The 12,932-nt window shown below is 72.5% G+C and carries 12 protein-coding genes; 11 read left to right on the forward strand and 1 reads right to left on the reverse strand.

Annotated features, from left to right (window positions below; translation table 11 throughout):
* Positions 1-35 precede the first annotated feature (35 nt).
* From OG206_RS27250 to OG206_RS27285, 8 genes are all read left to right on the forward strand, one after another.
* Entirely contained in the window at positions 36-1,145 is a 1,110-nt protein-coding gene (locus tag OG206_RS27250) for a quinone-dependent dihydroorotate dehydrogenase (RefSeq protein ID WP_327120619.1), read from the forward strand.
* Complete coding sequence (gene pyrF, locus OG206_RS27255; protein WP_327120621.1) at positions 1,142-1,981, forward strand: orotidine-5'-phosphate decarboxylase; 840 nt, start codon at positions 1,142-1,144, stop codon at positions 1,979-1,981. Before OG206_RS27250 ends, pyrF begins: the two co-directional genes overlap by 4 nt.
* A 244-nt stretch (positions 1,982-2,225) precedes the next feature.
* Complete coding sequence (locus OG206_RS27260; RefSeq protein WP_024490957.1) at positions 2,226-2,549, forward strand: integration host factor; 324 nt, start codon at positions 2,226-2,228, stop codon at positions 2,547-2,549.
* A 38-nt stretch (positions 2,550-2,587) separates the two neighbouring features.
* Positions 2,588-3,205, forward strand: a complete 618-nt coding sequence (gmk, locus tag OG206_RS27265; protein ID WP_327120625.1) for a guanylate kinase — start codon at positions 2,588-2,590, stop codon at positions 3,203-3,205.
* Between the two features lie 104 nt (positions 3,206-3,309).
* Positions 3,310-3,582: a DNA-directed RNA polymerase subunit omega gene (rpoZ, locus tag OG206_RS27270; RefSeq protein ID WP_003970369.1), complete on the forward strand. Its 273-nt coding sequence runs from the start codon at positions 3,310-3,312 to the stop codon at positions 3,580-3,582.
* Positions 3,583-3,763: 181 nt separating this feature from the next.
* Positions 3,764-4,966, forward strand: coding sequence for a bifunctional phosphopantothenoylcysteine decarboxylase/phosphopantothenate--cysteine ligase CoaBC (coaBC, locus tag OG206_RS27275; protein ID WP_327120628.1), 1,203 nt, complete (start codon positions 3,764-3,766; stop codon positions 4,964-4,966).
* 238 nt (positions 4,967-5,204) lie between these two features.
* A complete protein-coding gene (gene metK / locus OG206_RS27280; RefSeq protein ID WP_327120629.1) occupies positions 5,205-6,428 on the forward strand; it encodes a methionine adenosyltransferase in 1,224 nt (407 codons plus the stop codon).
* Positions 6,429-6,567: 139 nt separating this feature from the next.
* Complete coding sequence (locus OG206_RS27285; RefSeq protein WP_327120631.1) at positions 6,568-8,712, forward strand: primosomal protein N'; 2,145 nt, start codon at positions 6,568-6,570, stop codon at positions 8,710-8,712.
* 80 nt (positions 8,713-8,792) lie between these two features.
* Here OG206_RS27285 and OG206_RS27290 read toward each other — a convergent pair whose 3' ends face one another.
* Positions 8,793-9,320: a hypothetical protein gene (locus tag OG206_RS27290; protein WP_327120633.1), complete on the reverse strand. Its 528-nt coding sequence runs from the start codon at positions 9,318-9,320 to the stop codon at positions 8,793-8,795.
* Between the two features lie 227 nt (positions 9,321-9,547).
* Between OG206_RS27290 and fmt the strand changes: the two genes are divergently transcribed.
* The 3 genes from fmt (at position 9,548) to rpe (ending at position 12,890) form a co-directional block, all read left to right on the forward strand.
* Entirely contained in the window at positions 9,548-10,480 is a 933-nt protein-coding gene (gene fmt, locus OG206_RS27295; RefSeq protein WP_327120635.1) for a methionyl-tRNA formyltransferase, read from the forward strand.
* A gap of 154 nt (positions 10,481-10,634) precedes the next feature.
* Complete coding sequence (locus tag OG206_RS27300; protein ID WP_327120637.1) at positions 10,635-12,068, forward strand: RsmB/NOP family class I SAM-dependent RNA methyltransferase; 1,434 nt, start codon at positions 10,635-10,637, stop codon at positions 12,066-12,068.
* 138 nt (positions 12,069-12,206) lie between these two features.
* Positions 12,207-12,890 (forward strand): ribulose-phosphate 3-epimerase, encoded by a 684-nt coding sequence (gene rpe / locus OG206_RS27305; protein WP_327120639.1) that lies wholly within the window; start codon positions 12,207-12,209, stop codon positions 12,888-12,890.
* Positions 12,891-12,932 lie beyond the last annotated feature (42 nt).

Here is a 12,932-nt window from a genome sequence, read left to right on the forward strand (position 1 = left end):
GGAAACGGTGTCCCCCTCTTCATGAGGACACCGTGATGTACAAACTCTTCTTCCAGCTGGTCTTCAAGCGGATGGACCCGGAGCAGGCCCATCACGCGGCGTTCCGCTGGATCCGCCTCGCCGCCCGGATCCCCGTGCTGCGCACCTTCGTCGCCGCCGCGCTGGCCCCCCGGCACGAGGCGCTGCGCACCGAGGCGTTCGGCCTGCGGATGCACGGCCCCTTCGGTCTCGCCGCCGGCTTCGACAAGAACGCCGTCGCCATCGACGGCATGTCGATGCTCGGCTTCGACCACATCGAGATCGGCACGGTCACCGGTGAGCCGCAGCCGGGCAACCCCCGCAAGCGGCTGTTCCGCCTCGTCGCGGACCGGGCGCTGATCAACCGGATGGGCTTCAACAACGAGGGATCGGCGGCCGTGGCGGAGCGCCTCGCCGCACGCAGCCCGGTCTTCCGTACGACCGTCGGGGTCAACATCGGCAAGACCAAGGCGGTTCCCGAGGCCGAGGCCGTGGGCGACTACGTGAAGTCCACCGAGCGGCTCGCCGCCCACGCCGACTACCTCGTGGTGAACGTCTCGTCCCCCAACACCCCGGGCCTGCGCAACCTCCAGGCCACGGAATCGCTCAGGCCCCTGCTCACCGCGGTACGCGAGGCGGCCGACCGCACCGTGACGGACCGGCGCGTCCCGCTGCTCGTCAAGATCGCCCCGGACCTCGCGGACGAGGACGTCGACGCGGTCGCCGACCTCGCCGTGGAACTCGGCCTGGACGGCATCATCGCCACCAACACGACGATCGCCCGCGACGGCCTCGGCCTGAAGTCGCCGGCGGCGCTGACGGGCGAGACCGGCGGGCTCTCCGGCGCGCCCCTGAAGAAGCGCTCCCTGGAGGTCCTGAGCCGCCTCTACGCCCGCGTGGGGACCCGGATCACCCTGGTGGGCGTCGGAGGGGTCGAGACCGCCGAGGACGCCTGGCAGCGCATCCTCGCCGGCGCCACGCTCGTCCAGGGCTACAGCGCCTTCATCTACGAGGGCCCGTTCTACGCCCGCGCGATCCACAAGGGACTGGCCGCCCGCCTGGCCGCATCCCCCTACGCCAGCCTCGCCGATGCCGTCGGCGCCGAGACACGGAAGGCCACCCGGTGACGCCCGAACCCTTCGGCGCGCGTCTGCGCCACGCCATGGACACCCGCGGGCCGCTCTGCGTCGGCATCGACCCGCACGCCTCCCTCCTGACCTCGTGGGGCCTGAACGACGACATCGCGGGCCTGGAGCGCTTCACGCGCACGGTCGTCGAGGCGCTGGCCGACCGCGTCGCCGTCCTGAAGCCCCAGTCCGCGTTCTTCGAACGCTTCGGCTCGCGCGGCATCGCGGTCCTGGAGAAGGCGGTCGAGGAGGCCCGCGCGGCCGGGGCCCTCGTGCTCATGGACGCCAAGCGCGGGGACATCGGCTCCACGATGGGCGCCTACGCGGCCACCTACCTCGACAAGGACTCGCCGCTCTTCTCCGACGCGGTCACCGTCTCGCCGTACCTGGGCTTCGGCTCGCTGCGCCCGGCGCTCGACGCCGCCGCCGTCTCCGGTGCGGGTGTCTTCGTCCTCGCGCTCACCTCCAACCCGGAGGGTGCGGAGGTCCAGCGGGCCACCGCCGCGGACGGGCGGACGCTGGCGCAGGTCATGCTCGACCACATGGCGGCGGAGAACGAGGGCGCGACGCCCCTCGGCTCCGTCGGCGCTGTGGTCGGGGCCACTCTCGGGGACACGGGAGCCGATCTGTCGATCAACGGCCCGCTGCTCGCTCCCGGCATCGGTGCCCAGGGTGCGACGCCGGCGGATCTGCCCCGCGTCTTCGGCGCCGCTGTGCGCAACGTGGTGCCCAGCGTGAGCCGGGGCGTGCTCCGCCACGGACCGGACGCGTCAGGGCTGCGCGAAGCCGCCGGACGGTTCGCGGACGAGGTCCGATCGGCCGTCCCGGAAAGCTGACCATGCCACGTAACAGGCTGTGGACGGAATCCTGACCAGAAATCCGGGTTGTTATGGCCGAAATGTCCCGGTCGGCCACAGCTGACCAGGACTTTTCGTCTGTTCTCGCTGACTCGGGCGGCCTTGGCCGCTAGTCTCCGTCGAGAGCCAACGAGTACAAGCTGTTCGTTGCTCACCAGGTGTGGAGCCATCAGGTTCCTCACCGGTCCGTATCCGACAGATCGACATCCGAGGTGACGTAGGCGTGGCTCTTCCGCCCCTTACCCCTGAACAGCGCGCAGCCGCGCTCGAAAAGGCCGCCGCGGCTCGCCGGGAGCGGGCCGAGGTCAAGAATCGACTCAAGCACTCCGGCGCCTCCCTCCACGAGGTCATCAAGTCGGGCCAGGAGAACGACGTCATCGGCAAGATGAAGGTCTCCGCCCTACTGGAGTCCCTGCCGGGCGTGGGCAAGGTCCGCGCCAAGCAGATCATGGAGCGGCTCGGCATCTCCGAGAGCCGCCGGGTCCGGGGTCTCGGCTCCAATCAGATCGCATCTTTGGAGCGTGAGTTCGGCGGCAGTCCCGCCTGACGTTCTCAGGCACTCCTGAGAAGCTGGATAATCGCTCCATGGCTGCAACATCCCGGGGGACGTCCCCCGTACCCCCGGACGTACGTCCGCGGCTGACCGTGCTCTCCGGCCCCTCCGGGGTCGGCAAGAGCACGGTCGTCGCTCATATGCGCAAGGTTCACCCCGAGGTGTGGCTCTCCGTGTCGGCCACGACACGCAAGCCGCGCCCCGGGGAGAGCAACGGTGTCCACTACTTCTTCGTGGACAACGAGGAGTTCGACAAGCTGATCGCCAACGGCGAACTGCTCGAGTGGGCCGAGTTCGCGGGCAACCGCTACGGCACGCCCCGCCGCGCCGTGCTCGACCGCCTGGAAGCGGGCGAGCCGGTGCTGCTGGAGATCGACCTGCAGGGTGCCCGGCTGGTCCGGCAGTCAATGCCCGAGGCTCAGCTGGTCTTCCTGGCCCCTCCGAGCTGGGACGAGCTGGTGCGCAGGCTCACCGGCCGCGGTACCGAGGCGCCCGACGTGATCGAGCGCAGGCTCACGGCCGCGAAGGTCGAGCTGGCGGCCGAGGACGAGTTCGATACGACGCTCGTCAACACCTCCGTCGAGGACGTGGCGCGCGAGCTGCTAACGTTGATGCTGCAGGCTTCCGGCCTCCGCGGCATCGACGACTGACCCTCACCGGTCGCCTCTCCGTTCCGCGGACGCAGAGCATCACCACTGCGGAACCAGCATGATCAAAGATCTCTTTGATCTCTATCCCCTTCGGAAGGCAGAGAGTGTCCTCTTCCATCACCACGCCCGAGGGCATCATCAACCCGCCGATTGATGAGCTCCTCGAGGCCACCGACTCGAAGTACAGCCTTGTGATCTACGCCGCCAAGCGCGCGCGCCAGATCAACGCGTACTACTCGCAGCTCGGTGAAGGCCTCCTCGAGTACGTCGGTCCGCTCGTCGACACCCACGTGCACGAGAAGCCGCTCTCGATCGCGCTCCGCGAGATCAACGCGGGCCTGCTGACCTCCGAGGCCATCGAGGGCCCCGCGCAGTAAGCAGGCGGCAGTCAGAAACGCACCTTCACCACAGGCCCGGCGGTCGTCACCGCCGGGCCTGTGGTGTGTCCGGCACCGGGCCCGCCGCGGGGCGGCGTGCGCCGTGAGGCAGCATGGAGTCCGTACGCCACGGGGCCGCCGGAGGCGGGGTGCGCCAGAGACACGAGTGCGGGGAGACGCAGTGGACAAGCCGAAGGTCGTCCTGGGGGTCAGCGGAGGCATCGCCGCGTACAAGGCGTGCGAGCTGCTGCGCAGGCTGACCGAGTCCGGCCACGAGGTGCGGGTCGTGCCGACCCCGGCGTCGCTGAACTTCGTCGGGGCCGCCACCTGGTCGGCCCTGTCGGGGAACCCCGTGTCGACGGACGTCTGGGAGAGCGTGCACGAGGTGCCGCACGTGCGGATCGGTCAGGGTGCCGACCTCGTGGTGGTCGCCCCCGCCACCGCCGACACGCTGGCCAGGGCCGCCCACGGCCTCGCCGACGACCTCCTCACCAACACCCTGCTCACCGCGCGCTGCCCGGTCGTCTTCGCGCCCGCCATGCACACCGAGATGTGGGAGCACCCCGCCACCCAGGAGAACGTCGCCACGCTGCGCCGCCGCGGTTGCGTGGTCATCGAGCCCGCCGTGGGCCGGCTCACCGGCGTCGACACGGGCAAGGGCCGGCTGCCCGACCCATCGGAGATCTTCGAGGTCTGCCGGCGCGTCCTGGCCCGGGGGCCCGGCACCCCCGACCTCGCCGGACGCCATGTGGTGATCAGCGCGGGCGGTACCCGCGAACCCCTCGACCCGGTCCGGTACCTCGGCAACCGCTCCTCGGGCAAGCAGGGCTACGCACTGGCCCGTACCGCCGTCGCCCGGGGAGCCAGGGTGACGCTGATCGAGGCCAACACGGGTCTCCCCGATCCCGCCGGGGCCGATGTCCGGCGTGCCGGGACCGCCGTGCAGCTGCGCGAAGCCGTGCTCGAGGCGTCGGCCGACGCCGACGTGGTGGTGATGGCCGCGGCAGTCGCCGACTTCCGCCCCGCCGAGTACGCCACGGGCAAGATCAAGAAGAAGGACGGCCAGGAGCCCGCGGCCGTCGCACTCGTCCGCAACCCCGACATCCTCGCCGAGGTAGCCGCCGACCGGGCCCGGCCGGGGCAGATCGTCGTCGGATTCGCCGCCGAGACCGACGACGTCCTCGCCAACGGCCGCGAGAAGCTGCGCCGCAAGGGCTGTGACCTCCTCGTCGTCAACGAGGTGGGGGAGCGCAAGACGTTCGGGTCCGAGGAGAACGAGGCGGTCGTGCTGGGAGCGGACGGCGGCGAGACCGCTGTGCCGTACGGACCCAAGGAAGCGCTGGCCGACACGGTGTGGGACCTCGTGGCGGCGCGCTTCGAATAGATTGCCCCTCCGCATCCGGGGGAACGCTCACCGAGCAAAAGGCCCATATCTTGCACCCGAAAGGAGGGATTGTCGTACCGTCGTCAACGGTGCCGCAGGTCACAGACCTCCCAAGGGGCGAGACGTGTGGCCCAATCACCGGATGCGACCGATAAACTGGTCGACGGAATGTGCCGGGCGCAGCTCCCGGCAGTCCCACAATGATCAGCCAGCAGCCGCTGCAACCCCAGGGAGCGATGTGTCCCGCCGTCTCTTCACCTCGGAGTCCGTAACCGAGGGCCACCCCGACAAGATCGCTGACCAGATCAGCGACACGATTCTCGACGCACTCCTGCGGGAGGACCCCTCCTCGCGCGTCGCCGTGGAGACCTTGATCACCACGGGTCTCGTGCATGTCGCGGGTGAGGTCACGACCAAGGCCTACGCCGACATCCCCAACCTCGTGCGCAACAAGGTGCTGGAGATCGGATACGACTCCTCCAAGAAGGGCTTCGACGGAGCCTCCTGCGGTGTCTCGGTGTCCATCGGGGCACAGTCCCCGGACATCGCCCAGGGCGTCGACACCGCGTACGAGAAGCGGGTCGAGGGTGCCTCCCGGGGAGAAGAGGAGGACGAGCTCGACAAGCAGGGTGCCGGCGACCAGGGGCTGATGTTCGGCTACGCCTGCGACGAGACGCCCGAGCTGATGCCGCTCCCGATCTACCTGGCGCACCGGCTCTCCCGCCGGCTCTCCGAGGTCCGCAAGAACGGGACCATCCCCTACCTGCGCCCCGACGGCAAGACCCAGGTCACCATCGAGTACGACGGCGACAAGGCCGTCCGCCTCGACACGGTCGTCGTCTCCTCGCAGCACGCGTCGGACATCGACCTGGACTCGCTGCTCGCCCCCGACATCCGTGAGTTCGTCGTGGAGCACGTCCTCTCGCAGCTCGTCGGGGACGGCATCAAGCTCGACACCGAGGGCTACCGCCTGCTGGTGAACCCGACCGGCCGTTTCGAGATCGGCGGCCCGATGGGCGACGCCGGCCTCACCGGTCGCAAGATCATCATCGACACGTACGGCGGCATGGCCCGCCACGGCGGCGGCGCCTTCTCGGGCAAGGACCCGTCCAAGGTCGACCGTTCGGCCGCCTACGCGATGCGCTGGGTCGCCAAGAACGTCGTCGCGGCCGGTCTCGCCACGCGCTGCGAGGTCCAGGTCGCCTACGCGATCGGCAAGGCCGAGCCGGTGGGCCTCTTCGTCGAGACCTTCGGCACCGCCGCGGTCGACACGGAGAAGATCGAGCACGCCATCGGCGAGGTCTTCGACCTGCGCCCGGCCGCGATCATCCGCGACCTCGACCTGCTGCGCCCGATCTACGCCCAGACCGCGGCGTACGGTCACTTCGGCCGCGAGCTGCCCGACTTCACGTGGGAGCGCACCGACCGCGTCGACGCACTGCGCGCGGCCGCGGGCCTCTAGTACCGCTCCGCGTCGGCCTTCGCTCCGGGGCCCGGACACCGCCACACGGTGTCCGGGCCCCGGAGCGTTCGCCCGGAACCCGCGGGGGCAGCATCGCCGTCCGGGCCGGCTGTCGGTGGCATCTGGTAGGAATTCAGCTGTGAGCAGCGACGACGAGCGGTCCGGCAAGCCCGAGGGCGGGGCACCGGAGCAGCTTGCGTTCATCCGGGAGGCGGTGCGCGCGGCCAAGGTGCCGCGGGCCAAGCCCAGGACCTGGCGGGGAGCCCCGCTCGCCGGGGAGCTCCCGGTCGCCCGCGTCCTGGTGAACAAGGGTGCCCTCCACCTCGACCAGTACTTCGACTACGCCGTTCCCGAGGAACTCGACGCCGACGCGCAGCCCGGCGTGCGCGTGCGGGTCCGGTTCGGCGCCGGCGGACGGCAGGTCCGCGGCGGGAGGCGCGAGGGCGGCGGTCTCATCGACGGCTTCCTGATCGAGCGGCGCGCCTCGTCCGACTACCAGGGCGCACTCGCGGCCCTCGCCTACGTGGTGTCACCCGAACCGGTGCTGGGACCGGAGCTGCTGGAGCTCTCGCGCGCCGTCGCCGACCGTTACGCCGGCAGCCTCGCGGACGTGCTGCAGCTCGCCGTGCCGCCCAGGAACGGCCGCGCGGAGTCCAAGCCGTCGCCCGCACCCCTGCCCGTGCCGCCCGCTCCGTCCGCCGGGACGTGGAAGCGCTACGCGCAGGGGCCCGCGTTCCTCCGCGCGCTGAGCGAAGGCGGTGCGCCCAGGGCGGTCTGGACGGCACTGCCGGGACCCCACTGGCCCGAGGAGATCGCCCGCGCGATGGCCGCGACCCTGGCCTCGGGCCGGGGCGCGCTCGTCGTCGTGCCGGACGGGCGGAGCGCGGGGCGCGTGGACGCCGCACTGACGGAGGTGCTTGGGGAGGGCCGCCACGCACTCCTGACCGCCGACTCGGGCCCCGAGAAGCGCTACCGGCAGTGGCTCGCGGTCCGCCGCGGCTCCGTACGCGCGGTGGTCGGCACCCGCGCCGCGATGTTCGCCCCGGTCGCCGACCTCGGCCTGGTGGCGGTCTGGGACGACGGCGACTCCAGCCACAGCGATGACAACGCCCCCTTCCCGCACGTCCGGGAGGTCCTGGAGCTGCGGGCGGCCCACGGCCGCTGCGCGTTCCTGCTGGGCGGAACGAACTGCACCGTGGAGGCCGCGCAGCTCGTCGAGAGCGGCTGGGCCCTGCCCCTGCGCGCGGAGCGTGAGCAGCTGCGGATCGCCGCACCCCTGGTGCGCACGGTGGGCGACGGGGAGCTCGCACGGGACGGAGCCGCCCGCTCGGCGCGGCTGCCCAGCCTCGCCTGGCAGACCGTACGGGAGGGGCTGCGCAACGGCCCCGTGCTCGTCCAGGTGCCCCGCCGCGGGTACGCACCCCGGCTGGCCTGCGAGCGCTGCCGCGAGCCCGCACGGTGCAGGCACTGCGCGGGGCCGCTCCAGGCGCCGGACCAGCGGGACCTCGACTGCGCATGGTGCGGACGGGCCGAGACCGCCTGGAGCTGCACCGCCTGCGGAGGCCTGCGGCTGCGCGCGCAGATCGTCGGCGCCCGCCGGACCGCCGAGGAGCTGGGGCGCGCCTTTCCCACCGTCCCCGTGCGCACGTCGGGCCGGGACCATGTGCTGGACTCCGTGCCGGATCAGCCCGCCCTGGTCGTCAGCACCCCCGGGGCGGAGCCGGTGGCCGAGGGCGGATACGCCGCCGCGCTCCTGCTGGACGGCTGGGCGATGGTCGGGCGCCCCGATCTGCGGGCGGGGGAGGAGGCGCTGCGGCGCTGGACAGCGGCCGCCGCGCTGGTGCGGGGGCAGCCGGAGGGGGGCACCGTGGTGATCGTGGCCGAGCCGACCCTGCGGCCCGTGCAGGCCCTGGTCCGCTGGGACCCGGTGGGCCACGCCCGCCGGGAGCTCGCCGAGCGGGCCGAGCTCGGCTTCCCGCCTGTCTCCCGGATGGCCTCGGTCACGGGCCCGCAGGAGGCGGTGGCCGCCTGTCTCGCCGGTGCCGACCTGCCCGCCGAGGCCGAAGTTCTCGGACCCGTACCCGTCGCACGAGCCGTGCCGGGCAGGCCCCGACGGCAGGGTGACGCCCCGCCGGGGGAGACCTGGGAGCGGGCGCTGATCAGGGTTCCGCCGGGCCGGGGCGCGGCCCTGGCGGCCGCGCTCAAGGCCGCGCAGGCGGCCCGGACGGCCCGCGCCGCCGGTGACCCGGTGCGGATCAGGATCGACCCGCCGGACATCGGCTGACGCGGCCGCCGTCCTCGTGGCACGTCCCCGTGGGGCCCAGGGGCCGCTGGCCTGCGGGGCGGCCGCCCGGATGTGCGGCGTCAGCCGTTGCGCGGGCCGGGGAAGGCGCCCGGCCGGAGTTCCTCGCGCGCGGGGGAGTGCTGGTCCGACGGCTGCGGCGGCATCGAACGGGCGGCGGGTACGGCGGGCACGGCGGAACCGGAGGCCGGCACCGTGCGGCTCGCGGAGTCCGGGGTCTCGGCGGGAGCCTGCTGCGGGGCGTTCCTGCGCGCGCCGTAACGGCGGTGCACCGCCTGCTTGGTGACACCGAGCGCGGAACCCACCGCGTCCCACGAGAAGCCCAGCGAGCGGTCGAAGTCCACGGCGGCGGTGACCAGCGTCTCGACACTGTCCCGCAGTTCCTGGGCCAGCCGGACCGTGGGTGCCGGGGCCCTGCCGTAGACGACGAAGCCCGCGGAGGGGCCTGAGCGGCGCGGACGGTAGACGTTGCCCAGCTGCGCAGTGAGGGTACGCAGGGCGTCCACCTGCCGCCTGACCCGCTCGATGTCCCGCACCAACAGGTGCAGACTGGCACGCGCTTGGGCGTCGTGGGTTGCGTGGTCGGCCATGAAGAAGCCTCTCGAACCGGCGTTGAAAGGGATCGGACCGCGCGGTGGCGGCCCACTTCGGTCAATCTCACTTGACCAACGCGTCACCCGGCCATGTGGTCACGCAAGAGGGGCGTATGTGCATGTGCGCGGGGCGCACGGGCGTGCGTACGCCCCCCGGCCCCGGGCTCTAGACTGGTGCGCTGCTCGCCACGTCACGTTCCGGCCCGAGAGGCAGTGCGCCACCCATGAAGCTCGTCTTCGCAGGCACCCCCGAGGTCGCCGTCCCCGCTCTGGACGCCCTGATCGCCTCCGACCGTCACGAGGTCGCCGCGGTGGTCACCCGCCCGGACGCCCCGGCCGGCCGGGGCCGCAGGCTGGTCGCCAGCCCGGTGGCCGAGCGTGCGGAGGAGGCGGGTATCGAGGTGCTCAAGCCCGTCAAGCCGCGCGACGAGGACTTCCTGGCCCGGCTGCGCGAGATCGCGCCCGACTGCTGCCCCGTCGTCGCCTACGGTGCGCTGCTGCCGAAGACCGCGCTGGACGTGCCGGCCCGCGGCTGGGTCAACCTGCACTTCTCGCTGCTGCCCGCCTGGCGCGGGGCAGCACCCGTGCAGCACGCGGTCATGGCCGGGGACGAGGTCACGGGGGCATCGACCTTCCTGATCGAGGTAGGGCTGGACTCGGGACCCGTGTACGGCGTGCTGACCGAGGAGGTCCGGCCCACCGACACCAGCGGTGATCTGCTCACCCGGCTCGCCTTCGCGGGCGCCGGTCTGCTCGTGGCGACCATGGACGGCATCGAGGACGGCACCCTGCACGCCGTTCCGCAGCCCGGCGAGGGGGTGACGCTCGCCCCCAAGATCACCGTGGAGGACGCCCAGGTGCAGTGGTCCGCGCCCGCGCTCCGCGTCGACCGTGTGGTGCGCGGCTGCACCCCCGCGCCGGGCGCGTGGACCCTGTTCCGGGGGGAACGCCTCAAGCTGGTCCAGGCCGTGCCGGTGCTCGACCGCACCGACCTGGCCCCCGGCGAGCTGTCCGTGGGCAAGAACAACGTCTACGCGGGCACCGGGTCGCACGCGGTCGAGCTCCTCTGGGTCCAGCCCCAGGGCAAGAAGCCGATGAGGGCCGCCGACTGGGCGCGCGGTGTGCGCATCGCCCACGGGGAGCTGCTGGGCCTCTGAGCCCGGGAGGACTGCCGCGTACGCGAGCCCGGGGGGAGCCGCCGGGCCGGGGGGAGGGGCGGCCGGCCCCCGGGAACCTCCGGACCGGGCCGGCCCGCCGGGCGACGTACGCTGGACGGGTTCGTCCCCTCACCATCAGCGGAGCACCTTTCACGTGAACGACCAGCAGCGTCGCCGTCCCGCCAAGCCGCACCGCCGTCCCAAGAAGGACCCGGTGCGCTTCCTCGCCTTCGAGGCGCTCAGGGCCGTCGACGAACGGGACGCGTACGCCAACCTCGTCCTCCCGCCGCTCCTGAAGAAGGCACGTGCCAAGGGTGACTTCGAGGGCCGGGACGCCGCGCTGGCCACCGAGCTGGTCTACGGCACCCTGCGCCGCCAGGGCACGTACGACGCGATCGTCGCCGCCTGCATCGACCGGCCCCTGCGCGAGGTCGACCCCCCGGTGCTGGACGTGCTCAACATGGGCGTCCACCAGCTGCTCGGCACCCGCATCCCCACCCACGCGGCGGTCTCCGCAAGCGTGGAACTGGCGCGGGTGGTCCTCGGTGAGGGCCGTGCCAAGTTCGTCAACGCCGTCCTGCGCAAGGTCACGGCACACGACCTCGACGGCTGGGTGGAGCGTGTGGCCCCCGCGTACGACGAGGACGCCGAGGAGAACCTCTCGGTCGTCCACTCCCACCCCCGCTGGATCGTCTCCGCGCTGTGGGACGCCCTCGGCGGCGGCCGCGCCGGCATCGAGGACCTGCTCGAAGCGGACAACGAACGCCCCGAGGTGACGCTCGTGGCGCGCCCCGGCCGCTCGACCACCGACGAGCTGCTGTCCGCCCTCGGCGAGGAGAACGGCCTTCCGGGGCGCTGGTCCCCGTACGCCGTGCGGATGGCCGAGGGCGGTGAGCCTGGCGCCCTGGCCGCCGTGCGGGACGGCAGCGCGGGCGTGCAGGACGAGGGCAGCCAGCTCGTCGCCGCGGCCCTGGCAGCCGCCCCGGTCGAGGGCGGAGACACCCGGTGGCTCGACGGCTGTGCCGGCCCGGGCGGCAAGGCCGCCCTGCTGGCCGCGCTGGCCGCCGGACGAGGCGCGACGCTGCTCGCCGCGGAGAAGCAGCCGCACCGGGCCCGCCTCGTCGAGCGCACGCTGGCCGGCAACCCGGGCCCGTACCAGGTGATCACCGCCGACGGCACCCGGCCACCCTGGCGGCCCGGCTCCTTCGACCGCGTCCTGATGGACGTCCCGTGCTCCGGGCTCGGTGCACTGCGCCGGCGCCCCGAGTCCCGCTGGCGCCGCCGCCCGGAGGACCTGGAGAGCTTCGCCCCGCTCCAACGCGGCCTGTTGCGCGAGGCGTTGAAAGCGGTGCGGGTCGGCGGGGTCGTCGGTTACGCGACCTGCTCGCCGCACCTCGCGGAGACCCGGGTCGTCGTCGAGGACGTGCTGAAGGGCCGTGGCGGCCCGTCCGTCGAGGCGGAGTGGATCGACGCCCGCCCGCTGATGCCCGGCGTGCCCGCGCTGGGTGACGGTCCTGATGTCCAGCTGTGGCCGCACCTGCACGGCACGGACGCCATGTACCTCGCCCTGCTGCGCCGGACGGGCTGACCGGCGGAGGGCCCGTCGGGTCCTGTGACCGCCGTCGGACTCGCGGAATCGCCGGGAATGCGCGAACCGTGATGATCCCGTGAGCCTTTGCGCCGCACCGGGGCGGGGAAGTGGCGCGGAGCATGGCAGGCTTGGGGCATGGCCCAGATCAACCCCAGCATTCTGTCCGCCGATTTCGCACGCCTCGCCGAGGAGGCGAAGGCGGTCGAAGGCGCGGACTGGCTCCATGTCGATGTCATGGACAACCACTTCGTGCCCAACCTCACGCTCGGTGTGCCCATCGTGGAGGCGCTGAGCAAGGCCACGGACACCCCGCTGGACTGCCACCTCATGATCGAGGACGCCGATCGCTGGGCGCCCCAGTACGTCGAGGCCGGTGCGGGCTCCGTGACCTTCCACGCGGAGGCGGCGGCCGCACCGGTGCGCCTGGCCCGCGAGATCAGGGCCAAGGGGGCCCGTGCCTCCATGGCGCTGAAGCCCGCGACCCCCATCGAGCCCTACGAGGACCTGCTCCCCGAGCTCGACATGCTGCTGATCATGACGGTCGAGCCGGGCTTCGGCGGTCAGTCGTTCCTGGACATCATGCTGCCGAAGATCCGCCGGACCCGTGACCTGATCTCGAAGCACGGCCTCGAACTGTGGCTGCAGGTCGACGGCGGGGTCTCGGCCACCACCATCGAGCGGTGCGCCGAGGCCGGCGCGGACGTGTTCGTCGCGGGATCGGCCGTGTACGGCGCCGAGGACCCGGCCCAGGCCGTGCGGGCGCTGCGCGCACGGGCCGAGACGGCGACGGCTTCCGCCCCCTGGGCGTGCGGCCACTGAACCAACCGCGGATGAACGCGGCCCGACGGGCCGGATCAAGGA

It is taken from the genome of Streptomyces sp. NBC_01341, assembly GCF_035946055.1.
Lineage (GTDB): Bacteria > Actinomycetota > Actinomycetes > Streptomycetales > Streptomycetaceae > Streptomyces.

Bases quoted from the DNA above. Each gene is read 5' to 3' on its own strand.
- rpe (WP_327120639.1), top strand. From the start codon at position 12,207: ATGGCCCAGATCAACCCCAGCATTCTGTCCGCCGATTTCGCACGCCTC.
- OG206_RS27290 (WP_327120633.1), bottom strand. From the start codon at position 9,320: ATGGCCGACCACGCAACCCACGACGCCCAAGCGCGTGCCAGTCTGCAC.
- fmt (WP_327120635.1), top strand. From the start codon at position 9,548: ATGAAGCTCGTCTTCGCAGGCACCCCCGAGGTCGCCGTCCCCGCTCTG.
- OG206_RS27250 (WP_327120619.1), top strand. From the start codon at position 36: ATGTACAAACTCTTCTTCCAGCTGGTCTTCAAGCGGATGGACCCGGAG.
- gmk (WP_327120625.1), top strand. From the start codon at position 2,588: ATGGCTGCAACATCCCGGGGGACGTCCCCCGTACCCCCGGACGTACGT.